The 21,940-nt window shown below is 57.4% G+C and carries 19 protein-coding genes and 1 other RNA gene; 14 read left to right on the top strand and 6 right to left on the bottom strand.

Annotated elements, in window-relative coordinates; all coding sequences use genetic code 11:
* The first annotated feature begins 106 nt into the window (after positions 1 to 106).
* The gene (locus tag MARLIPOL_RS04470; RefSeq protein ID WP_012136898.1) at positions 107 to 784 is read left to right on the top strand and encodes an SOS response-associated peptidase; all 678 of its coding nucleotides are present in this window, start codon (positions 107 to 109) and stop codon (positions 782 to 784) included.
* 86 nt (positions 785 to 870) lie between these two features.
* Here MARLIPOL_RS04470 and ssrA read toward each other — a convergent pair.
* From ssrA to smpB, 3 genes are all read right to left on the bottom strand, one after another.
* Positions 871 to 1,235, bottom strand: a transfer-messenger RNA (tmRNA) gene (gene ssrA, locus MARLIPOL_RS18250).
* A gap of 88 nt (positions 1,236 to 1,323) precedes the next feature.
* Entirely contained in the window at positions 1,324 to 2,745 is a 1,422-nt protein-coding gene (locus MARLIPOL_RS04465) for a wax ester/triacylglycerol synthase family O-acyltransferase (protein WP_012136897.1), read from the bottom strand.
* Between the two features lie 151 nt (positions 2,746 to 2,896).
* Positions 2,897 to 3,376, bottom strand: coding sequence for an SsrA-binding protein SmpB (gene smpB / locus MARLIPOL_RS04460; protein WP_012136896.1), 480 nt, complete (start codon positions 3,374 to 3,376; stop codon positions 2,897 to 2,899).
* 180 nt (positions 3,377 to 3,556) lie between these two features.
* On the opposite strand from smpB, the gene MARLIPOL_RS04455 reads away from it, so the two are divergent.
* The 3 genes from MARLIPOL_RS04455 to MARLIPOL_RS04445 are packed head-to-tail and all read left to right on the top strand — an operon-like array spanning position 3,557 to position 5,925.
* The gene (locus MARLIPOL_RS04455; RefSeq protein WP_012136895.1) at positions 3,557 to 5,176 is read left to right on the top strand and encodes a sodium-dependent transporter; all 1,620 of its coding nucleotides are present in this window, start codon (positions 3,557 to 3,559) and stop codon (positions 5,174 to 5,176) included.
* Between the two features lie 24 nt (positions 5,177 to 5,200).
* Positions 5,201 to 5,647, top strand: a complete 447-nt coding sequence (locus MARLIPOL_RS04450; protein ID WP_012136894.1) for a type II toxin-antitoxin system RatA family toxin — start codon at positions 5,201 to 5,203, stop codon at positions 5,645 to 5,647.
* Positions 5,644 to 5,925, top strand: a complete 282-nt coding sequence (locus tag MARLIPOL_RS04445; RefSeq protein ID WP_012136893.1) for an RnfH family protein — start codon at positions 5,644 to 5,646, stop codon at positions 5,923 to 5,925. The genes MARLIPOL_RS04450 and MARLIPOL_RS04445 overlap by 4 nt, the downstream gene beginning before the upstream one ends.
* A gap of 8 nt (positions 5,926 to 5,933) precedes the next feature.
* Here the strand turns inward: MARLIPOL_RS04445 and MARLIPOL_RS04440 are convergent, their stop codons facing one another.
* Positions 5,934 to 6,260 carry an outer membrane protein assembly factor BamE gene (locus MARLIPOL_RS04440; RefSeq protein WP_012136892.1) on the bottom strand — a complete coding sequence of 109 codons (327 nt, stop codon included), beginning with the start codon at positions 6,258 to 6,260 and terminating at the stop codon, positions 5,934 to 5,936.
* Positions 6,261 to 6,382: 122 nt separating this feature from the next.
* Here MARLIPOL_RS04440 and fur point away from each other — a divergent pair, with 122 nt between their 5' ends.
* Entirely contained in the window at positions 6,383 to 6,793 is a 411-nt protein-coding gene (fur, locus tag MARLIPOL_RS04435; RefSeq protein WP_012136891.1) for a ferric iron uptake transcriptional regulator, read from the top strand.
* A 97-nt stretch (positions 6,794 to 6,890) separates the two neighbouring features.
* On the opposite strand, the gene recN is transcribed toward fur, so the two are convergent.
* Positions 6,891 to 8,567 (bottom strand): DNA repair protein RecN, encoded by a 1,677-nt coding sequence (gene recN / locus MARLIPOL_RS04430; protein ID WP_036190711.1) that lies wholly within the window; start codon positions 8,565 to 8,567, stop codon positions 6,891 to 6,893.
* Positions 8,568 to 8,810: 243 nt separating this feature from the next.
* Here recN and grpE point away from each other — a divergent pair, with 243 nt between their 5' ends.
* The 7 genes from grpE to greA all read left to right on the top strand — a co-directional run bounded on the left by grpE (position 8,811) and on the right by greA (position 18,635).
* On the top strand, positions 8,811 to 9,404 hold the full coding sequence (grpE, locus tag MARLIPOL_RS04425; protein WP_012136889.1) for a nucleotide exchange factor GrpE: 594 nt from the start codon (positions 8,811 to 8,813) through the stop codon (positions 9,402 to 9,404).
* A gap of 146 nt (positions 9,405 to 9,550) precedes the next feature.
* Positions 9,551 to 11,476 (top strand): molecular chaperone DnaK, encoded by a 1,926-nt coding sequence (gene dnaK, locus MARLIPOL_RS04420; RefSeq protein ID WP_012136888.1) that lies wholly within the window; start codon positions 9,551 to 9,553, stop codon positions 11,474 to 11,476.
* A gap of 79 nt (positions 11,477 to 11,555) precedes the next feature.
* Positions 11,556 to 12,683, top strand: coding sequence for a molecular chaperone DnaJ (gene dnaJ / locus MARLIPOL_RS04415; protein ID WP_012136887.1), 1,128 nt, complete (start codon positions 11,556 to 11,558; stop codon positions 12,681 to 12,683).
* A gap of 11 nt (positions 12,684 to 12,694) precedes the next feature.
* Positions 12,695 to 13,495, top strand: coding sequence for a 4-hydroxy-tetrahydrodipicolinate reductase (dapB, locus tag MARLIPOL_RS04410; RefSeq protein ID WP_012136886.1), 801 nt, complete (start codon positions 12,695 to 12,697; stop codon positions 13,493 to 13,495).
* A 219-nt stretch (positions 13,496 to 13,714) separates the two neighbouring features.
* On the top strand, positions 13,715 to 14,839 hold the full coding sequence (gene carA, locus MARLIPOL_RS04405; RefSeq protein ID WP_012136885.1) for a glutamine-hydrolyzing carbamoyl-phosphate synthase small subunit: 1,125 nt from the start codon (positions 13,715 to 13,717) through the stop codon (positions 14,837 to 14,839).
* Between the two features lie 96 nt (positions 14,840 to 14,935).
* Positions 14,936 to 18,151 (top strand): carbamoyl-phosphate synthase large subunit, encoded by a 3,216-nt coding sequence (carB, locus tag MARLIPOL_RS04400; RefSeq protein ID WP_012136884.1) that lies wholly within the window; start codon positions 14,936 to 14,938, stop codon positions 18,149 to 18,151.
* A 4-nt stretch (positions 18,152 to 18,155) separates the two neighbouring features.
* Positions 18,156 to 18,635 carry a transcription elongation factor GreA gene (greA, locus tag MARLIPOL_RS04395; protein WP_082446039.1) on the top strand — a complete coding sequence of 160 codons (480 nt, stop codon included), beginning with the start codon at positions 18,156 to 18,158 and terminating at the stop codon, positions 18,633 to 18,635.
* A 67-nt stretch (positions 18,636 to 18,702) separates the two neighbouring features.
* Here greA and yhbY read toward each other — a convergent pair whose 3' ends face one another.
* Positions 18,703 to 19,014 (bottom strand): ribosome assembly RNA-binding protein YhbY, encoded by a 312-nt coding sequence (gene yhbY / locus MARLIPOL_RS04390; protein WP_012136882.1) that lies wholly within the window; start codon positions 19,012 to 19,014, stop codon positions 18,703 to 18,705.
* Positions 19,015 to 19,182: 168 nt separating this feature from the next.
* Here yhbY and rlmE point away from each other — a divergent pair, with 168 nt between their 5' ends.
* Both rlmE and ftsH read left to right on the top strand, forming a co-directional pair.
* A complete protein-coding gene (gene rlmE, locus MARLIPOL_RS04385; RefSeq protein WP_012136881.1) occupies positions 19,183 to 19,803 on the top strand; it encodes a 23S rRNA (uridine(2552)-2'-O)-methyltransferase RlmE in 621 nt (206 codons plus the stop codon).
* Between the two features lie 149 nt (positions 19,804 to 19,952).
* Complete coding sequence (ftsH, locus tag MARLIPOL_RS04380) at positions 19,953 to 21,896, top strand: ATP-dependent zinc metalloprotease FtsH (protein ID WP_222102447.1); 1,944 nt, start codon at positions 19,953 to 19,955, stop codon at positions 21,894 to 21,896.
* Positions 21,897 to 21,940: the final 44 nt, after the last annotated feature.

Genomic DNA, 21,940 nt, shown 5'->3' with positions numbered 1-21,940 from the left:
TGAGCCCCGGGTTCTGATAAAAAAACCGAGTCTAACAGTACGCATACTAGACTAAGGCGTGAACACATTCGCACTCTGAGTAATGTCGGGGAGAGGGGAGGTCCTCATGTGTGGGCGTTACAACGTAATTGACGACCCAAAGATCCAATTTCTGCTGGATATCCTGGGCATCCACATCCGCGCTCAAACCCGGCTCAATATAGCGCCCGGAGCAAAAGGCCAGATAGTTTACGAAACCAGCCGGGGCAGAACCCAGGAAGATGCTATCTGGTCGCTTCTCATTGAGCGTAAGCCGGATGGCACCGGTTACCGGCCTTCACCGAAATACAGCACCTTCAACGCCCGATCGGGAAGCCTGGGAAGCAGCCCGTTATGGAAAAAACGATTCCACTCCCAACGCGCCATCATCCCGGCTAGCGGCTTCCATGAATGGACAGGAGAAAAGGGCAGAAAGCAGTGTTACAACATTCATCCACTGGACAGTGCCATAGCCTTTGCGGGCCTCTATGAACTCTGGGACTTTCAGGGCGAGATAGTACCGTCGTTCACCATCGTCACCTTGCCCCCACACCCCAGGTTCAGCCACATCCACCCCAAGAGCATTCCCCTGATGCTCACCCCTGAAGATTTCGATATGTGGCTGGATCCGTGCCTGACCAATACCGATCCTCTGCAGCACCTGCTAAAAACGCAGATTAGACAACCCTTGGTAATAGAGCCCGTCCGAACGCCGGCGGATCTGGAGCCAATCGGGCAGGGTGAAGAAATAGAAGCGGATGAATAGCGGTGGAGGCTTAGTGGGTTCTGTATGCCGCTCAATAATTGAGCCAAAAAAAAGCCCCTGAAATCAGGGGCTTTTCTCGGAGAGTTTGGTGGAGACGGCGGGAATTGAACCCGCGTCCGCCAGTACTCAGCCTTGAGGTCTACATGCTTAGCGTCTCTCTATTGATTTAAGTTCAAGCGACCCGAGAGCCAGGGTGCAGGAACCGAGTTCTTTAAATCTTAGCCTTTAGCCAGTGAACTCTGGTTAAAGGAGCATCCCGTAAGCGATGACGTCCTGAGATGTTGCTTCCGGGCTACGGGCGACCCGGTCAGGACGACTAGCAGCTTACGCTGCTAGTGCGTAGTTTTCGTCGTTTGCGACTATTGCGTTGCAGCTTTGGATTAACGAGATTGGCTGCCATCTCGACATGCACCCAAGGGTTTGCCACCAGCGTCGAAGCCATGTCGTCCCCTCACCGACAGTATATGTGGGCGGTTCCCGCAACTTCAAGGGCTTCCTTGTTAAGTTTTATGTATCCGGTCAGGGGACTTGTACCTACCTCAACTGGCGGTCTGGACCGTTGTTGGCTCATTGCGTTGTAAGGCGGCGTCTCTCAGTTCCGCGAAGCTGTCACGGAAATAACCCATCACCGCATTCGGGTCCGCTTTGATGGCCCTGTCGATGGTGATCCCAAACTGCACGGTGCCGGCGTAGCTGAAGATGCTCATGCCAATGCCGATATTGCCGCTCTGTGGCACCCAGAACATGGGCTGAACCAGTTTTGCGCCGGCCAGGTAGACCGCTTCTTTGGGGCCCGGCACGTTGGTCAGCACGGCAGAGGCCTTGTTGCTCAGCAGTGCCAGTGCCCGCCGCTCAAGGATGTCGGGGCCACGGCCAAACAGATCCAGCAGGCTGTAGGTCACCTGGGCCTGGTAGGAGCGTTTGAGGCGGTTCATGTTCTCCTGCACCTGGCGGAAACGCATCAACGGACAATTCACTTCGACCGGCAGGCATACCAATACCAGCCCGAACTGGTTGCCGAGCGTTTCGATGGGTTGATTAAGGGGGCGCAGGTTAAAGGGTACCGCGACGCGAATGCCACATTCGGGGATGTGCTCCCCGGTTTCCCGGAAATGGCGTTGGAGTGCTCCTGCCGCCGCACACAGCAGCACGTCGTTGGCGGTGCCTTTCAATGCCCGGGCGCAGAGTTTGACTTCCGCCAGGCTCAGGGGCTCGGCCCAGGCCACCTGTTTGCGGCCGCTGAGGGGCGAGCGCAATCCGGTTTTGGGTTCAAATCGCGCAGCGCCAAGCTTGATCACGTCCATGGCGATGTTGCCGGCTGTGGTCGCCATCTTGATCGGGTAATCCGGCTCCCTGCGCAGTGAGTCAAGGAACAACCGGCCTTGTTCGAGGGCGGTTTGGCCGCTGTCGAGCACGCGTTGGGTAAAGCGGTGAAGGCTGCCACCTGTCTCCGGTTGACTTGGCGGCGCGGTGCTGACGATGTGGCTGAGTTTGGTCTCCGGTGTCTTGTCGGTCAGGGACAACAACACCCGTACCAGCGAGATGCCATCGGCAATGCAGTGGTGAATGCGAATCAGCAGGGCGCAGCCGCCATCGTAGTTATCAATATAATGGATGTGCCAGAGGGGACGGCGAGTATCGAGCGCTGTGCTGCCCAAATCACTGGTCAGCGCCTGCAGTTCGGCTTTATCGCCTTCACCGGGCAGGGCGATGCGATGAATGTGGTTGTCGATGTCGAACAGCGGGTCATCCTGCCAGTATACTCGCTCGCCCTCATGGATGACGCGCTGGCGAAAGCGACGAAAGCACAGGAAGCGTTCGTTCAGGGTGCGTTTCAGGCGTTTGATGGAGATTGGCTGGTCAAAGATCAGGACCGCTGAAATCATCATCGGGTTTGTGGGACTGTCCATGCGCAGCCAGGACCGGTCCACGGCTGACATGGCGGTTTTGCTCAGGGACATGAGGCCCTCCGTTCTGTGTGCAATCCAGTTGCCGAACGGACATCATTGACACGGAGTCGTGGCGCATCGGCGATCAGACCAAAGAGTATAGGCCGATCAGGGGGAGGGCGAAAGTGGTTGCAGATGCGACATGGATTTGCCGCATCAAGAATCAGGCATTAGCGTCGCGGAGGATGCGCTGCTTCTGGCGGTTCCAGTCACGTTCTTTCTCGGTAGCCCGCTTGTCGAACAGCTTCTTGCCTTTCACCAGCGCAATTTCGCATTTGACCTTGTTCTGTTTCCAGTACAGGGCCAGGGGAATGCAGGTGTAGCCGCTCTGGTTGACCTTGCCGACGATTTTGGCGATTTCCTTGGCGTGCAGCAGTAGCTTACGGGTGCGCGTGGGATCCGCAATGACGTGAGTGGATGCGGTGATCAGCGGGGTAAAGTGTGAACCCAGCAGCCACGCCTCGCCATCCTTGAGCAGCACGTAGGCATCCGTCAGCTGCGCCTTGCCGGCACGCAGGGATTTCACTTCCCAGCCCAAAAGGGCAAGGCCAGCCTCGAAGCGCTCCTCGATATGGTATTCGTGTTTTGCCTTCTTGTTCAGCGCAATGGTATTGCTCTGAGGTCCGGGTTTCTTTTTGCTCATGAATCGGTAATCCGGGTTCGGATAAAAAAATTTACCGGGCATACTACGCACCGGAAAGCGCGCATTGTAGCCCAGGAGTGCCAGACCGGTCACGAAATCAGCGTGACAGACCCTATTGGTGGTCGTAGCGAGGGAGATTCATCCGCTACAATGGACGGTTCAGCTCTGTCGGAATATTGAATGCCTGCACCTTATCAAACACATATCGGGTCCTGGACCCGAAAGTCGACCTTTTTCTGGGCCGCCGTCGGTGCCACCGTGGGCCTTGCCAACCTGTGGCAGTTTCCCTATCTGGCGGGGCAGCACGGTGGTGGGTGGTTTATCCTGCTGTACCTGGCCTGCCTGTTGCTGGTCACGCTGCCTCTGATGGTGACGGAGTCCGCGATGGGCCGGCACGCCCGGCACGGCATTGTGCTGGCGATGGACGGTTATATTCGCAGTGCCCGCTGTTCCCGCTGGTGGATGTTTGCAGGCAGACTCAGCATTATTGCGGCTTTTCTGGTGCTGTCCTACACCGCGGTGTTCGGATCTATCGCACTGGCTTATGTGTTCTTCGGCGCTCTGGGTGTATTCAATAATGCCGGAGAGGCGGAGGCCACCGCCGTTTTGGCGGACCTGGTGTCGGATACTCGTGACTACCGGATGTTCATGGCATGGCACCTGTTCTTTATTGTGCTGGTGATCTGGGTGTCTATCCAGGGGGTGGTCAAGGGGCTGGAGCGCGTTTTCCGGTCACTGGTGCCGGCTTCGCTGTTGTTGCTGCTGGGGTTGTTTGCCCTGGCTGGGTGGCACGGTCGACTTGAGGGGGCAGTGGGTGCGATTCTGCAATTCCGGCCGGAGGATGTGGGCCTGGGCAGTCTCAAAGCCGCACTTTTTCACGCCTTTTTCACCCTGGGACTGGGGATGGGGGTGTGGTCCATCTTCGGTGCCTACACCCCGGTCGGGGTTAAACTGAAGCGCTCGGTGCTTGCGGTAGTGTTGATGGACACCCTGATCGCCATTCTGGCCGGTGTGCTGATTTTTGCCACCGCGACCACCGATGGCAGTTTTGATGGAGCGCATGGTTTCAGTCTGTTGTTCGTTTCGCTGCCAGTGGCCCTGGCGCCCTTGCCGGGCAGCCAGTTCATCATTGCAGCGGCGTTCCTGCTGGTTGTTTTGATTGTGTGGACAACCTCACTGGCCCTGTTGGAGCCGGTGGTTGGCTGGTTTCAGGAGTGGACCGGGTCGCCCCGGGGCTGGTCGGCCTTCATTATGGGGGCGCTGGTGTGTTTTGCCGGGCTGGGTACGTTGTTGTCATTTAATATCTGGGCCGATGCCCAGCTGGCGGGCGGGACGATATTCCGTTGGCTGGAGCTGGTCACCGGTGGGTTGCTGATACCCCTGGTGGCGATCCTGATTGCATTGTTCACCGGATGGCGTCTGACTCGCTCGATGTCTTTCAGTATTCTCGGTAATACACCCTGGCTGTTCGGTCGTATCTGGTTTTGGGTGATGCGACTGGTGCTGCCGGTTGTGGTGGCGGTGATCGGGATTTCCTACACACTGTTCTCGCTGGACAATTTATGTGGCGGCGGGGACCAGTCGAAGTGGTGTCGTCAGATTAACCCGGTGGTTGCAGCGCCCGCAGAGGTTCCGCCTGCCAACAGCACGCGAAGTGAAGGTGAGCAGGTGTCTGAGTCTGCGCCATCGGCCCCGGCTGAAGAGGGTGCGCGACCAGCGAGGCACGACGATGGACCGGGTAACGATCCAGCTCCCGAAAAAGGCCCAAAACGGGACGATATCCTTTATCATAGTGTCTGAATACAGCCGACCGCCGGATGAAGAATGCCCCATCAGATCGACAAGACAGCTCTGGTTATGCACTCCGCTGAGCGCATGTTCCATCTGGTTAATGACATTGCCCGATATCCCGAGTTTTTACCCTGGTGTGCGGGCGCGGAAATTCATGACCGGGACGAGGAGCAGATCACCGCGTCCCTGGATGTGGCCAAGGGCGGGATTCGTCACCGTCTGACCACTCGCAATCAATTGAATCACCCCGAGACCATTGAAATGAGCCTGGTGGACGGGCCGTTCCGTGATCTCACCGGTCGCTGGCACTTTCGTGCGCTGGATGACAATGCTTGCAAGGTTATCCTGACCCTGGAGTTTGAGTTCTCCGGGTCGCTGTCCCGCATGACCTTTGGTCCGGTGTTCAGTCAGGCTGCCAATACGATGGTGGATGCGTTTTGTCGGCGTGCGGACATGGTGTATGCAGGAGTTGTGGAATGATTCGAGTGGAAGTGGCCTATGCCCGTCCGGACAAGCAGGAAATCATCAGTCTCAAGGTGCCGGCAGGAACTACCGCCCTGGAAGCTGTCAAACAGTCCGGCATCATGGCGGTTTTTCCTGAAGTCGATCCCGATAATACTGACATGGGGATTTTTGGTAAGGCCATCAAGTCGCCCGCCGCGCATGAGCTGCGAGAAGGTGATCGGGTTGAGCTATACCGGCCGCTGAAGATTGATCCCAAGCAGGCGAGGCTCAACCGGGCGAAGAAGAAATCCTGACGCCGGCCTTAATAGGCCGGTGTTTCTTCAAGCAGCTGTGCTTCGAAGTGGCTGTACTGGTCGTTGTTGTAATAGACGATGACCCGTTGCTCTTCGATATCACCACCCCGGCGTTGGAAGGTGTAGATGTAATATTCCCGGGAGGGATCAACCGGGTTGACCATCAGGGGGTTGCCGAGGACAGAATGCACCTGGCTGCGGGACATGCCCTCGGTCAGTGATGTCAGCTCCTCGTCGGTCAGGATGTTGCCTTGCTGGACGTTGATCTTGTAAACGCCAGGAAAGACACAACCAGACAGGATGAGAGTGAGAATGAGAGCTGTGAGCTTTTGCATCGCCGGGGGAAATCCTCTATCTTGAAATCGCCTGCCAAAGGCAGGTGTGACACGGTCTAACCGTATAAATGCGGCTTCATCATACCGGAAGCCGTGGGGCACACCAACGAGTGAATAGTAACATGTCATCTGAAAACGCCGAATTACGAAAAGTCGGTCTGAAAGTTACTCTGCCGAGAGTAAAGATTTTCAACATTCTGGAAAACTCCGAGGAACACCACCTCAGTGCAGAGGATGTGTACAAGAAGCTTCTGGAGCAGGGGGATGACGTGGGTCTGGCGACCGTATACCGGGTTCTGACCCAGTTTGAGGCGGCTGGGCTGGTTCTGCGTCACAACTTTGAAGGCGGGCATGCGGTGTTCGAAATGGCCGGTGATGATCACCACGATCATATGGTTTGTACGCAAACCGGCGAGGTCTTTGAGTTCTGCGATCCCATTATCGAAGAGCGCCAGAAAAAAATTGCCGAAGAGCGGGGCTTTGAGATCATTGATCACAGCCTGATTCTCTACGTCAAGCCGATTGGCAAGTAACTTTCCTTCCGCAAACGCTATTGCAGAATAAAAAAAGGGGCGGGTATCAGCCCGCCCTAACAGCTCTCAGGATCGAGAGGGGAATGTGCTCTGTTGCTCAGTGGTGGGTTGCTTGCCCCTTGCTGAACATCTCCCGGGCATGGGCAATGGTGTGTTCGGTCATGTCGACGCCCCCGAGCATTCTTGCCACTTCGCTGATCCGTCCGTGATCGTCCAGTGTTTCAATTTTCGAGAAGGTCGCGTCCTGTTCGGTAAACTTGCTGACGAACAGGTGCTGATGGCATTGGGCAGCTACTTGCGGCAAATGGGTTACACACAGTACCTGGCCGTCGTTGCCGAGGGTTCTCAGTAACCGCCCGACCACTTCTGCTGTGCCGCCGCCGATACCGACATCCACTTCGTCAAAGACCAGAGTGGGCGTGGTTGAGGTTTGCGCGACTACCACCTGGATAGCCAGGCTGATGCGTGACAGTTCACCGCCGGAGGCGACTTTGGCCAGTGGTCTGGCCGGCTGACCCGGGTTGGCGCTGACCAGGAATTCCACTTCTTCAAAGCCGTGGGGCGCCGGCTCACCGCCGGTGCGATTCAGGTGGGTAACAAACTGCACTGATGGCATGCTGAGTTGCGCCAGTTCCTCGGCGATCCTCTGGTCAAGGTTGGCAGCCGCCAGCTGGCGGGCCTCCGACAACTGACCGGCCAATTCATCAAAGCACTGTCGCTGGGCTTCCAGCTGAGCTGCCAGTTGTTCAACGCTGCCTTCGCCGTCATCCAGGGATGCCAGTTCGGCGCCGAGGCGCTGGTGCAGCTCGGGCAGTTCTTCCGGGGTAATGCGGTGTTTACGTGCCATCTGATAAATTGCGCTGAGGCGTTCTTCGACTTCGGTCAATCGTGCCGGGTCGGCCTCGTAATCCTCTACAAACCGGCGCAGGTTGTCCCCGGCTTCGCTGATCTGGATTTGTGCCTCGTTCAGCATCTGGATGGTATCCGCCAGCGCAGGAACCTCAGTTGGTAGATGTTCCAGTTGCTGCAGCGCCTGACGGACCAGGTCTGCGGCGCTGTTGTCTTCCTCTGTGCAGAGCAGGGCGGCCTGCTGGCTGTTCTGCAGCACGGTGTCGGCGTGGCTCAATTGTGCCTGTACCTGTTCCAGGTTTTCCTGCTCGCCTTCTTCCAGCGCCATGCGGTCCAGTTCCTCCACCTGATAGCGGAGTAACTGAAGCCGAGCTTCGGCCTCGTCGGCGTTTTGCTGGCGTTCGGTCAGCTGCTGGCGGGTCTTGCTCCAGGTCTTCCAGGCATCGCGGGTGTCGGCAGCGAGGGATTCCACGCCCGCGTATTCGTCCAGCAGTTTACGGTGAGTTTCCTTGCGAAGCAGGGACTGATGCTGGTGCTGGCTGTGAATGTCCATCAGCAGGCTGCCCAGATCCTTGAGGTGTGCGAGCGGGCAGGGCTGGCCATTAATGTAGGCCCGTGAGCGGCCATCTTTGCTGATCACCCGGCGCAGGATGCAGTCATGCTCGTCATCCAGTTCGTGTTGCTCCAGCCAGGTCCGGGCCTCGGCGATGCGGGATACGTCGAAGGAGGCGGTGATGTCGGCCCGTTTCGCACCGTGGCGCACGGCGCCTGCATCGGCGCGTCCGCCCATCGCCAGCCCCAGGGCGTCCAGCACAATGGACTTGCCGGCGCCGGTTTCCCCGGTGAGGGCGGTCATGCCCTTGCTGAACTGGAGTTCGACCCTTTCTGCAATGGCATAGTTGGAAACGGTGAGCTGTGTGAGCATGCTGGTGACCTCCGCTCTGGAAAAAATACTGTGGTTACATACAGTGACTGTGAATATATACAGGGTTTTACCAGTTTGCAAATTCACCGGTATGAAATTGCGCATAAATGCACCCGATAAGGTTGAAACCGGAGCAACGGGCCCCATATCCGTTCGCAACCCTCTTTGATCTGGCCCTGAGTGGCTGGATGATTTGTATAACCGGCCGTGCTTGCGGTCGTGGATGACTGACCAGGAGTAGCCATGAGTGCTGACGAGAATCGTAACGAACAGGTTGAAGAAGAGCTGAAAACTGCTGAGGTCGAAGCGGCGGAAGACGCTGAAGGTGATTCAGCCGGCGAGCCCTCTGAAACCGAAGCCCTTCAGGCTCAGGTTCAGGAATATCAGGAGCAGGCGCTGAGAGCCCAGGCTGAAATGCAGAATGTTCGTCGTCGGGCCGAGCTGGATGTAGAGAAGGCGCACAAGTTCGCACTGGAAAAATTTGTGAAGGAGTTGCTTCCGGTCGCTGACAGCCTGGAGAAGGCGGTTGAAAGTACCGAAGGTCAGGAAGCTTCCGGTGACCTGGTTGCGTCTATTCGTGAGGGTGTGGAGATGACGCTCAACCTGTTCATGAATAGCCTCAAGAAATTCAATGTCGCGCAGCTGAATCCAGTCGGCGAGCCGTTCGACCCGCAACTGCACGAAGCCATGTCCATGGTGCCGGCACCGGATGCCGAGCCGAACAGTGTCGTGGCGGTGGTGCAAAAGGGGTACACCCTGAACGAGCGCCTGGTTCGGCCCGCGATGGTGGTGGTGGCCAAGGCCGAAGACGCACCAAAAATCGATGAGCAGGCTTGAAAAGTAAATTAAGGCGCCAATATAGGCAGTAAATAGACGGCGCCGGAATGAAATGAGTTACCGGGGCTGATGGCCCGAAACAGTTTTGTCAGGCATCGGATTGCCGATGTCGCAACCGGATCGAATAAACGAATTGGAGTGAATCAATGAGCAAGATTATTGGTATCGACCTGGGAACCACGAACTCCTGTGTTGCCATCATGGATGGCGATAAGGTCAAGGTTATCGAAAACGCCGAGGGTGATCGCACCACTCCGTCGATCATCGCGTACACCGAAGATGGTGAGACCCTGGTAGGTCAGTCAGCCAAACGTCAGGCGGTCACCAACCCGAATAACACCCTGTACGCCATCAAGCGTCTGATCGGCCGTCGTTTTGAAGACGACGTGGTCCAGAAAGATATCAAGATGGTGCCCTACAAGATCGCCAAGGCGGACAACGGTGACGCCTGGGTTGAGGTGAAGGGTGAGAAAATGGCGCCCCCGCAGGTTTCTGCGGAAGTCATCAAGAAGATGAAGAAAACTGCCGAGGACTATCTGGGCGAAAAAGTGACCGAAGCGGTCATTACCGTACCGGCCTACTTCAACGACAGCCAGCGTCAGGCGACCAAGGACGCCGGCAAGATCGCTGGTCTGGATGTGAAGCGGATCATCAACGAGCCGACCGCTGCGGCCCTGGCCTATGGTCTGGACAAGAAGAGCGGTGACCGCACTGTAGCTGTTTACGACCTGGGTGGTGGTACCTTCGATATCTCCATCATCGAGATTGCTGACGTGGACGGTGAGCACCAGTTCGAAGTGCTGGCCACCAACGGTGACACCTTCCTGGGTGGTGAAGACTTCGACATGAAGCTGATCGAATACCTTGCTGATCAGTTCAAGAAGGACAGCGGTATCGACCTGCGCGGCGACTCCCTGGCCATGCAGCGCCTCAAGGAAGCCGCCGAGAAGGCCAAGATCGAGCTGTCCAGCAGCCAGCAGACCGATGTGAACCTGCCGTACGTAACGGCGGATGCCAGCGGTCCGAAGCACATGAACGTGAAAGTAACCCGCGCCAAGCTCGAATCCCTGGTGGAAGAGTTGATCGAGCGCAGTCTCGCGCCTTGCCGCACCGCACTGGAAGATTCCGGTGTCAAGGTTGGCGAAATTGACGAGGTGATCCTTGTCGGTGGTCAGACCCGTATGCCGATGGTTCAGGAAAAGGTGAAGAACTTCTTCGGCAAGGAAGCTCGCAAGGACGTCAACCCGGACGAAGCTGTGGCCATGGGTGCTGCTATCCAGGCCGCCGTACTGTCCGGTGATGTGAAAGACGTTCTGCTGCTGGACGTTACGCCGCTGACCCTGGGTATCGAAACCATGGGTGGTGTCGCGACACCGCTGATCGACAAGAACACCACCATCCCGACCAAGAAGTCGCAAACGTTCTCGACCGCGGATGACAATCAGACTGCCGTGACCATTCACGTGGTTCAGGGCGAGCGTAAGCAGGCACAGCAGAACAAGTCTCTGGGTCGTTTCGACCTGGCTGACATTCCGCCGGCGCCGCGCGGTGTGCCGCAGGTTGAGGTCACCTTCGATATCGACGCCAACGGTATCCTGAACGTGTCCGCTAAAGACAAGGCGACCGGCAAGGAACAGTCCATCGTGATCAAGGCCTCTTCCGGCCTGAACGATGATGAAATCGAGAAGATGGTACGTGATGCCGAGGCCAATGCTGAGGAAGATCGCAAGTTCGAGGAGCTGGTTCAGGCCCGTAACCAGGGTGATGCAATGGTTCACGCCGTTCGCAAGACTCTGACAGATGCCGGTGACAAGGTCAGCGACAGTGAGAAGGAGTCCATCGAGGCGTCTATCAAGGAGCTGGAGGAAGCGCTGACTGGTTCCGACAAGGAGGACATTGAAGCCAAGACCCAGAAGCTGACCGAAGTGTCCTCTGAGCTGGCTCAGAAAATGTACGCAGATCAGGCTGATCAGTCGCAGCAGGCTGGCGGGGAAGAAAGTGCCCAGTCCCAGACTTCTGACGATGCAGTCGACGCTGAGTTCGAAGAAGTCAAAGACGACGACAAGCGGTAATTTCTGACGTACATCAGGCAGTTGGAAAACGCGGGGGAGTCCCCGCGTTTTCCGCGTTTTAAAAACAGGGTTTTAAAGCATGGCCAAGCGCGATTATTACGAAATTCTCGGGGTCTCCCGGGACGCGGACGAGAAGGAAATCAAACGGGCTTACCGCAAGCTCGCAATGAAGTATCACCCCGACCGTAACCCGGACGACACGGATTCCGAGAACAAGTTCAAAGAGGCCAGCGAAGCCTACGAGATACTGGCGGACCAGTCCAAGCGGGCCGCCTATGACCAGTTTGGTCACGCCGGCGTTGATGGTCAGGCGGGCGGTGGATTCGGAGGTGGCGGCGCCAGCTTCTCGGATATCTTTGGTGATGTATTTGGTGACATCTTCGGTGGTGGTGGCGGCCGCGGTCGCAGTACCCGTGGCTCCGACCTGCGTTACACCCTGGAGCTGGATCTGGAGGAAGCGGTAAAGGGTAAAACCGTCCAGATCAAGATTCCGGGCCACCGGGAATGCGATGTCTGCGAAGGTAGCGGGGCGGAAAAGGGGTCGCGCCCGGAAACCTGCGGTACCTGTAAGGGTATGGGGCAGGTTCGCATGCAGCAGGGGTTCTTCACGGTGCAGCAGGCCTGTCCGACCTGTCGTGGTTCCGGTCAGGTGATCAAGAACCCCTGTGGCGCTTGTCACGGTCAGGGTCGGGTGCAGGAAGAAAAGACCCTGTCCGTCAAGGTGCCACCTGGTGTGGATACGGGCGACCGCATCCGTCTCTCCGGTGAAGGAGAAATGGGTGTGGATGGTGGCCCGCCTGGTGATTTGTATGTGCAGGTCGCTGTTCGCGAGCATTCCATCTTCACTCGGGATGGCCGTAACCTGTATTGCGAAGTGCCCATCAGCATCGTGGATGCTACCCTTGGCGGTGAGCTGGAAGTGCCGACGCTGGATGGTCGTGTGAAGCTCAAGATTCCGCCGGAAACCCAGACCGGGAAGCTTTTCCGTCTGCGCAATAAAGGTGTCAGCCCCGTCCGTGGCGGCCCGGCAGGCGATTTGCTCTGTCGTGTGATCGTGGAAACCCCGGTCAACCTGACCAAGCGCCAGAAAGAGCTGCTGGAAGAGTTCCAGGAAACGCTGGACGGTACCAACGGCACTCATCATGCTCCGAAGAAGACCTCCTGGTTTGAAGGTGTGAAAAGTTTCTTTGACGAAATGAAATTCTGAGGACAGATGACATGAGGGTAGCAATCATCGGCGCCGCCGGGCGCATGGGTAAGGTCCTGATCGAAGCCGTTGACGGCACCGAAGGCCTGGAGCTCGGCGCTGCTGTTGTGGAGCCTGGCAGCTCGCTGATTGGTGCCGATGCCGGCGAACTGAGTGGCATTGGCAAAACCGGCGTGACTTTGGCTGGCAGTCTGGAAGATGTGAAGGACGATTTTGATGTGCTTGTCGACTTCACTTTCCCGGACCTGACCCTGGAAAACGCCGAGTTCTGTAAAACCAATGGCAAGATGATCATTATCGGCACCACCGGAATGACCGACGCCGAGAAAGAGCAGCTGGCTGTGGCTGCCGAATCCACTCCCGTGGTATTTGCGCCCAACATGAGTGTTGGTGTGAATGTCGTGCTCAACCTGCTGCGCACTGCTGCGGCGACCCTGGGCGACGACTACGATGTGGAGATCATCGAGGCTCATCACCGCCACAAAAAAGATGCGCCCTCGGGCACGGCGCTGCGCATGGGTGAGGTGGTCGCCGATGCCCTCGGCCGCGACCTGAAGGAGTGTGCCGTGTATGGCCGCGAAGGCTTTACCGGTGAACGCACCCGTAAGGAAATCGGTTTCGAAACCATCCGTGCCGGTGATGTGGTGGGTGACCACACGGTGCTGTTTGCCACCGAAGGTGAGCGCATCGAGGTAACCCACAAGGCGAGCAGTCGCATGACGTTTGCCAAGGGTGCCATGCGGGCGGCGCTGTGGCTGCAGGGCAGGCCGGCAGGCCTTTACGACATGCAGGACGTTTTGAGCCTTAAATAAGCTGTGCTTCTCGTGGACATAAAGCGCCATATTTTTTACAATAAGGCGGTTTAACTGCACCAAGCGTAGCTTTGATAATGCCAGGGAACCGAAAACGTTCCCGGGGAAACAAAAAAGCGGGACGGAGTTGAGACTCCCTCTCGCTTTTTTGCGACCTGAATTTGCGCTTGCGTTCCTGTTCGTGACGAACTTATACGCCACTCGATGAGGATACAAGCCTTGAGCACACCTGCAATCCTTGCACTCGCAGACGGAAGCCTGTTTTACGGCACCGCCATTGGCGCTGAGGGAGAAACCAGCGGCGAAGTGGTGTTCAACACCGCCATGACCGGTTACCAGGAAATCCTGACCGATCCGTCCTATTCCCGTCAGATTGTCACACTGACCTATCCGCACATCGGCAACACCGGTGTGAACGAAGAAGACGTAGAGTCGGATCGCGTCCAGGCCGCCGGCCTGATCATCCGCGATCTGCCGTTGATTGCCAGCAACTGGCGCAGCAGCGGCAGCCTGGAAGAGTACCTGCGAGCAAATAACATCGTTGGCATTGCAGATATTGATACCCGTCGCCTGACGCGGATCCTGCGTGACAAGGGCTCCCAGAACGGCGCCGTCATTGCGGGCGAAGGTGCGACTGCTGAGCGGGCGCTGGAGTTGGCCAATGCCTTCCCCGGCCTCAAGGGCATGGATCTGGCAAAGGAAGTCACCTCCGACAAAGCCTGGGCCTGGAGTCAGAGCGAATGGACCCTGGGAGAAGGGTACGGTGAGCGCACCGAATCCCGCTTCAAAGTGGTGGCATGGGATTACGGCGTCAAGCTGAACATCCTGCGCATGCTTGCGGCTCGCGGCTGCGACATCACCGTAGTGCCGGCTCAGACCCCGGCCTCCGAGGTGCTGGCAATGAATCCGGATGGTGTGTTCCTGTCCAACGGTCCGGGGGATCCGGAGCCTTGTGACTACGCCATCACCGCCATCCGCGAAGTGCTGGAAACCGAGATTCCGGTCTTCGGTATCTGCCTGGGTCACCAGTTGCTGGCCCTGGCCAGCGGCGCCCGGTCGATCAAGATGGGGCATGGTCACCACGGCGCCAACCATCCGGTCCAGAACCTGAAAGACGGCACGGTGATGATTACCAGCCAGAACCACGGCTTCGCGGTGGATGAGGCGAGCCTGCCGGATAACCTGGAGGCGACCCACAAGTCCCTGTTTGACGGATCTCTGCAGGGCATTCGCCGTACAGACAAGCCGGCTTTCAGTTTTCAGGGGCACCCGGAAGCCAGCCCCGGTCCCCACGATGTGGCACCGCTGTTTGACGAGTTTATCCGGTTGATGGAGGCCCGATAAGCTTCCGGGTTTGTACCGGTTAACGGTTCCAGAGTGAAACAGGCGCCGCAAATTGCGATGCAAGAATTTTTAAGTTGCTGACAGGTTTACCAAGAGATGCCAAAACGTACCGACATTAAAAGCATTCTGATCCTGGGCGCCGGCCCCATTGTGATCGGTCAGGCGTGCGAGTTTGACTACTCCGGAGCCCAGGCCTGCAAGGCCCTTCGCGAAGAGGGTTACCGGGTCATCCTGGTTAACTCCAACCCGGCAACCATTATGACAGACCCGGTGATGGCCGATGCCACCTACATTGAGCCGATTACCTGGAAGACTGTCGAGAAAATCATCGAGAAAGAAAAGCCGGATGCTCTGCTGCCCACCATGGGCGGTCAGACTGCGCTGAACTGCGCACTGGATCTGGAGAAGCACGGCGTTTTGACGAAGCACGGCGTGGAAATGATCGGTGCCAACGCCGACACCATCGACAAAGCCGAGGATCGCGACCGCTTCGACAAGGCCATGAAGAAGATCGGTCTGGAGTGCCCTCGTGCCACCATCGCCCACTCTATGGCGGAAGCCTGGGAAGTGGCCGATGATATCGGTTTCCCGTGCATTATCCGTCCGTCGTTCACCATGGGTGGTTCCGGCGGCGGTATCGCCTACAATCGCGACGAGTTCGAGGAAATCTGTACCCGTGGTCTGGACCTGTCCCCGACCAATGAGCTGTTGATCGACGAATCGCTGATCGGCTGGAAAGAATACGAGATGGAGGTTGTTCGCGACAAGAACGACAACTGCATCATCGTCTGCGCTATCGAGAACTTTGATGCCATGGGTGTGCATACCGGTGACTCGATCACCGTGGCGCCGGCCCAGACGCTGACCGACAAGGAATACCAGATCATGCGGAACGCCTCGCTGGCGGTTCTGCGTGAGATTGGTGTGGAAACCGGCGGTTCCAACGTGCAGTTCGGTATCAACCCGGATACCGGCCGCATGGTGGTGATCGAGATGAACCCGCGGGTTTCCCGTTCGTCCGCACTGGCGTCGAAGGCCACTGGCTTCCCGATCGCCAAGGTCGCGGCCAAGCTGGCCATCGGTTACACCCTGGACGAGTTGCGCAACGAAATCACCGGAGGTGTGACCCCCGCGTCCTTCGAGCCCAGCATCGACTATGTGGTTACCAAGATTCCCCGGTTTACCTTCGAGAAGTTTCCCCAGGCCGATGCACGCCTGACCACTCAGATGAAGTCCGTGGGCGAGGTCATGGCCATTGGTCGCACCTTCCAGGAGTCCCTGCAGAAAGCCATGCGCGGTCTGGAAGTGGGTTCTGATGGCTTTGAGGAGAAGGTGGATCTCGCGACGACGGATGGGCAGGAAACCCTGACCCAGGAGTTGAATGTGCCCGGGGCGGAGCGTCTCTGGTACATCGGCGATGCATTCCGCGCCGGCATGACGGTTGAAGAGGTATTCAATAATACCCACGTTGACCCCTGGTACCTGGTGCAGGTCGAGGATCTGATCCGTGAAGAGCAGGCGCTGAAGTCCGCCGGCAAGGCTGACATTGATCGCGATACCCTGTTCCGTCTCAAGCGCAAGGGCTTTTCTGACTCCCGCCTGGCGAAGTTGCTGGGTATCTCGGAAGTGAGCCTTCGTAAGCTGCGCCATGACCTGAATATCCGCCCGGTCTACAAGCGGGTTGATACCTGTGCTGCTGAGTTCGCCTCGGATACGGCCTATATGTACTCTACCTATGAGGAAGAGTGCGAAGCGGATGTCTCCGATCGTGATAAAATCGTGGTCATTGGCGGTGGTCCGAACCGGATTGGTCAAGGTATCGAGTTCGATTACTGTTGTGTTCACGCGGCCCTGGCCATGCGTGAAGACGGCTACGAAACCATCATGATCAACTGTAACCCGGAGACGGTCTCCACGGATTACGACACCTCTGATCGCCTGTACTTCGAGCCGATCACCCTGGAAGACGTGCTGGAAATCATTAACGTCGAGAAGCCCAAAGGGGTGATCGTCCAGTACGGTGGCCAAACGCCGCTCAAGCTGGCTCGCGGTCTGGAAGCGGCTGGTGTGCCGATCATTGGCACCAGTCCGGATGCCATCGACCGTGCCGAGGACCGTGAGCGCTTCCAGCAGATGATTGGTCGCCTTGGGCTGTTGCAGCCCGAGAACGCCACGGTGCGCAGCCACGAGGAGGGTGTCCTGGCGGCCCGTGAAATCGGCTATCCGCTGGTGGTGCGCCCGTCCTACGTGTTGGGTGGCAGGGCGATGGAAATCGTCTATGACGAGGAAGAGCTGGTTCGCTACATGCGTAACGCGGTTCTGGTTTCCAATGACAGCCCGGTCCTGCTGGATCACTTCCTGAATGCCGCCATTGAGGTGGATATTGATGCCATCTCCGACGGCAAGGAAGTGGTGATTGGCGGTATCATGCAGCACATTGAGCAGGCTGGCGTTCACTCTGGTGACTCCGCCTGTTCGTTGCCGCCCTACACGCTGCCCAAAGATGTGCAGGATGAAATGCGCGAGGCCGTTCGCAAGATGGCGATCGAACTGGATGTGGTGGGGCTGATGAATGTTCAGCTGGCCTGGCAGGACGATAAAATCTACGTTATTGAGGTAAACCCGCGGGCATCCCGTACCGTGCCGTTCGTCTCCAAGGCCATCGGTGTTTCGTTGGCGAAAGTGGCAGCACGGGTCATGGCCGGCAAGTCCCTGGCGGAGCTTGGCTTCACTCAGGAGATTGTGCCGAGCTATTACGCGGTAAAGGAATCTGTGTTCCCGTTCAACAAGTTCCCGGCGGTGGATCCGATCCTCGGACCGGAAATGAAGTCGACCGGTGAGGTGATGGGGATTGGTGACAGCTTTGATGAAGCGTTCGCCAAAGCCGCATTGGCCACCGGTGAGCGGTTGCCGGGCCAGGGCACTGCCTTCATGTCCGTACGTGATGTGGACAAGCCGGGGGCTGCCGACGTCGCGCGGGATCTGGTTGATGCCGGTTTCAAGCTGATTGCCACCACAGGTACCGCAAAAGCCCTGAAAGAGGCAGGTATCGAGGTTGAGCGGGTGAACAAGGTCCGTGAGGGGCGCCCGCACATTGTGGACGCCATCAAGAACGGCAAGGTTCAATTGATTATTAACACGACCGAAGGGCGCAAGGCCATCTCCGACTCGGCGCAGATCCGCCAGTCCGCCTTGCAGGCCAAGGTCACCTATACAACGACCCTGGCGGGTGGCGAAGCCTTCTGTCGGGCCATCAAGTTTGGCCCCGAGCGCACCGTTCGCCGTCTCCAGGATCTACACGCAGGAAAGTAAGATTATGTCTGCCAGAGTACCCATGACAAAAGCGGGCGAAGCCCGCCTCCGCGAGGAGCTTCAGAAGCTGAAATCGGAAGATCGCCCGCGGGTGATTGCTGCGATTGCCGATGCCCGTGAGCACGGCGATCTGAAAGAGAATGCGGAATACCACGCTGCCCGCGAACAGCAGAGCTTTATTGAGGGTCGCATTCAGGAAATCGAAGGCAAGCTGTCTTCGGCGCAAGTGATTGATATCAATACCATCGAGAACACCGGCAAGGTGATTTTCGGGGTTACAGCTCACTTGTTGAATGTCGACACGGATGAGCAGGTGGTTTACCAGATCTGTGGTGAGGATGAAGCCGACATCAAGGCCGGCAAGATTTCCATCTCCTCACCGATTGCGCGCGCGCTGATTGGTAAGAGCGAAGGCGATATTGTGGCCATCCGTGTGCCTTCCGGCACGGTGGAGTACGAGATTGAGGCGGTCGAGCATCTCTGAGGCTCCGTCCATTAAAAAAGCCGGCAGCGAGTGTTCGTTGCCGGCTTTTTTATTGGTCTCTGCCTGTTCAGCTTTTGTTGCGAAGCAGGTTGGACAGCTTGGGGTTGGGCTTCTTGGCGCGGCGCAGAATGACCGCGATCTTGCCAATCGTCTGGACCAGCTCGGCGCCGGCGGACTGGCACAGCTCGCTAATGGCTTCCTGGCGTACTTCGCGGTCCGGACTGGCGATCTTGACCTTGATCAGCTCGTGGTCGTTCAGGGCGCGCTCCAGCTCTTCCTGAAGTCCTTCGGACAGACCTTTGTCGCCAACGATGATGACGGGCTTCAGGTTGTGGGCAATGCCCCGGTACTCCCGGCGCTGTTCCGGTGAAAGACTCATGATGTAATCTCTTAATGGATGCAATTAACAAAACGTCAGCGGCACCATGGCCACCAAAACCGTATAATCGACGGATTGTAACAGATCGGAACGGCGGAGAAATGGCCATTACCACGTATCAAGACGTTTCGTTGCGCGTCTGTTCCTGTTTTATTGCGGAGGTTTGTTTTGGCCCGTTCAAAAACCAGTGATCGCTGGCTCAAGGAACATTTCGATGATGTCTGGGTCAAAAAATCCCAGGAAGATGGCTACCGTTCCCGCGCCAGCTACAAGCTGATTGAGCTGGACGACAAGGACCGGTTGTTTCGTCCCGGCCAGGTTGTTGTGGATCTGGGGGCGGCCCCGGGAGGCTGGTCCCAGGTGGCAATGGAGCGTGTCGGGGATAAGGGTGTCGTGGTGGCCAGTGACATTTTGCCAATGAATCCGATTGCCGGTGTGGACTTTGTTCAGGGCGACTTCACCGAGGATTCGGTGTTGGAAGAATTGTTGGGAATTCTGGGAGATCGAAAGGCAGACGTTGTAATTTCCGATATGGCGCCCAATATGAGTGGTATGGCTGCTGTTGATATTCCAAGGGCCATGGGCCTGGTGGAGTTGGCGCTTGATATGGCCCAGCAGGTGCTTCGCCCCGGAGGGGTGTTTGTGGCCAAGGTGTTTCAGGGTGAAGGTTTTGATTCGCTGTTGGCTGATATGCGGAAAAGCTTTAATACGGTTGTAAGTCGCAAGCCTGATTCCTCAAGGGCCAGATCCCGGGAGATCTATCAGGTCTGTAAGGGCTTCAAAGGCTGAATCGCGACGTCTGGCTGGTCCGGATATCCGATGAGCTCTGTGGCCGATACGGATGGGCCGATTGTGGTGGAGCGGCGTACAATTGGTGTAAGGTGTTCAAAAAGGTTTCCCTGAAGACGGTCAACCTTTCAATTCACAGGTGACGATCCTTGAACGATATGGCAAAAAATCTGGTTCTCTGGCTAATCATAGCCGCCGTACTGCTGATGGTGTTTCAGAACTTTACTCCCACCACCAGCGGCCAACAGGTCAATTATTCGCAGTTTGTCGAGATGGTGCAGGACGGACAGGTCCGTCAGGTCACCATTGATGGTCTGCAGATTCAGGGTACCCGTGGTGACGGCTCCCAGTTTCAGACTATCCGCCCTCAGGTGGCTGACAACAAGCTGATGGATGACCTGCTGGCAAATCGCGTTGAAGTCATCGGCAAGGAGCCTGAGCGCCAGAGCCTCTGGACTCAACTGCTGGTTGCTGCGTTCCCCATTCTGATCATCATTGCTCTGTTCGTGTTTTTTATGCGGCAGATGCAGGGCGGTGGTGGTGGCAAAGGCCCCATGTCGTTCGGCAAGAGCAAGGCTCGGCTGATGAGCGAGGACCAGATCAAGACCACCTTCGGTGACGTGGCTGGTGTTGATGAGGCCAAGGAAGACGTCAAGGAGCTGGTGGACTTCCTGCGGGATCCGAGCAAGTTCCAACGCCTGGGCGGCAGTATTCCCAAAGGCGTGCTGATGGTTGGCCAGCCGGGTACTGGTAAGACCCTGTTGGCAAAAGCCATCGCCGGTGAAGCCAAGGTGCCGTTCTTCTCTATTTCCGGTTCCGACTTCGTGGAAATGTTTGTGGGTGTGGGTGCGTCCCGTGTCCGTGACATGTTCGAGCAGGCCAAGAAGCAGAGCCCCTGCATTATCTTTATCGACGAGATCGACGCCGTCGGTCGTCATCGTGGTGCCGGCATGGGCGGTGGTCACGACGAGCGTGAGCAGACCCTGAACCAGTTGCTGGTTGAAATGGACGGTTTTGAGGGCAACGAAGGCGTAATCGTCATTGCCGCCACCAACCGTCCGGATGTGCTTGACCCTGCGCTGTTGCGTCCGGGCCGCTTTGACCGTCAGGTCGTAGTTGGTCTGCCGGATATTATCGGCCGTGAGCAGATCCTTAAGGTGCACATGAAGAAAGTGCCTCTGGCCGACGGCGTGGAGCCGGTCCTGATTGCCCGTGGTACGCCCGGTTTCTCCGGTGCCGATCTGGCTAACCTGGTAAACGAGGCAGCCCTGTTCGCTGCTCGCCGGAACCAGCGCCTGGTGTCCATGGAGGAATTTGAGCTCGCCAAGGACAAAATCATGATGGGCGCCGAGCGCAAGTCCATGGTGATGAGTGAAAAGGAAAAGCGGAATACGGCTTACCATGAGTCAGGCCATGCCATTGTCGGGCGCCTGATGCCGGAACACGACCCGGTCTACAAGGTGAGCATTATTCCTCGTGGACGCGCGCTGGGCGTGACCATGTTCCTGCCGGAAGAGGATAAGTACAGTCACAGCAAGCGTTTCCTGATCAGCTCTATTTGCAGCCTGTTCGGTGGTCGTATTGCGGAAGAGCTGACACTTGGTTTCGACGGCGTAACCACGGGCGCCTCTAACGACATTGAGCGTGCGACCAGTCTGGCTCGTAACATGGTCACCCGCTGGGGTCTGTCCGAGAAGCTGGGCCCCCTGCAGTACGATACTGACAGTGAGGAGCCGTTCCTCGGCCGTTCCGCAGGCCAGGCCCAGACGGTCTACTCGCCAGAAACGGCGCAACGCATTGATGAGGAAGTCCGCAACATCATTGATGAGTGCTATGAGAAGGCGAAGCAGCTGCTGGTTGATAACCGCGACAAGCTGGACCTGATGGCCGATGCGTTGATGAAGTATGAAACCATCGACCGGCATCAGATTGACGACATCATGGAAGGGCGCGTGCCTCGTCCGCCGAAAGGTTGGGGTGACAGCGGTCCGACCGGCGGTGTGTCGTCTGAGGAGCCCGAGTCGGCGCCTGCGTCGCACGGCTCGGATGACGGGAAGCAGCCCGGTGTCGGTCGCCCTGCCGGCGAACACTGATGGCGCTAACCTGAGAACGGTCTGTTTTATCTGACGGCGCCGCC

The sequence above is a fragment of the Marinobacter lipolyticus SM19 genome, assembly GCF_000397065.2.
GTDB classification, from domain to species: domain Bacteria; phylum Pseudomonadota; class Gammaproteobacteria; order Pseudomonadales; family Oleiphilaceae; genus Marinobacter; species Marinobacter lipolyticus.
The sequence above is the reverse complement of the archived record's forward strand: the minus strand, read 5'-3'. Positions and strand labels throughout refer to the sequence as shown.

Coding starts and splice junctions, on each gene's coding strand:
- MARLIPOL_RS04470 (WP_012136898.1), top strand. CDS start 107: ATGTGTGGGCGTTACAACGTAATTGACGACCCAAAGATCCAATTTCTG.
- MARLIPOL_RS04465 (WP_012136897.1), bottom strand. CDS start 2,745: ATGTCCCTGAGCAAAACCGCCATGTCAGCCGTGGACCGGTCCTGGCTG.
- smpB (WP_012136896.1), bottom strand. CDS start 3,376: ATGAGCAAAAAGAAACCCGGACCTCAGAGCAATACCATTGCGCTGAAC.
- MARLIPOL_RS04455 (WP_012136895.1), top strand. CDS start 3,557: ATGCCTGCACCTTATCAAACACATATCGGGTCCTGGACCCGAAAGTCG.
- MARLIPOL_RS04450 (WP_012136894.1), top strand. CDS start 5,201: ATGCCCCATCAGATCGACAAGACAGCTCTGGTTATGCACTCCGCTGAG.
- MARLIPOL_RS04445 (WP_012136893.1), top strand. CDS start 5,644: ATGATTCGAGTGGAAGTGGCCTATGCCCGTCCGGACAAGCAGGAAATC.
- MARLIPOL_RS04440 (WP_012136892.1), bottom strand. CDS start 6,260: ATGCAAAAGCTCACAGCTCTCATTCTCACTCTCATCCTGTCTGGTTGT.
- fur (WP_012136891.1), top strand. CDS start 6,383: ATGTCATCTGAAAACGCCGAATTACGAAAAGTCGGTCTGAAAGTTACT.
- recN (WP_036190711.1), bottom strand. CDS start 8,567: ATGCTCACACAGCTCACCGTTTCCAACTATGCCATTGCAGAAAGGGTC.
- grpE (WP_012136889.1), top strand. CDS start 8,811: ATGAGTGCTGACGAGAATCGTAACGAACAGGTTGAAGAAGAGCTGAAA.
- dnaK (WP_012136888.1), top strand. CDS start 9,551: ATGAGCAAGATTATTGGTATCGACCTGGGAACCACGAACTCCTGTGTT.
- dnaJ (WP_012136887.1), top strand. CDS start 11,556: ATGGCCAAGCGCGATTATTACGAAATTCTCGGGGTCTCCCGGGACGCG.
- dapB (WP_012136886.1), top strand. CDS start 12,695: ATGAGGGTAGCAATCATCGGCGCCGCCGGGCGCATGGGTAAGGTCCTG.
- carB (WP_012136884.1), top strand. CDS start 14,936: ATGCCAAAACGTACCGACATTAAAAGCATTCTGATCCTGGGCGCCGGC.
- greA (WP_082446039.1), top strand. CDS start 18,156: ATGTCTGCCAGAGTACCCATGACAAAAGCGGGCGAAGCCCGCCTCCGC.
- yhbY (WP_012136882.1), bottom strand. CDS start 19,014: ATGAGTCTTTCACCGGAACAGCGCCGGGAGTACCGGGGCATTGCCCAC.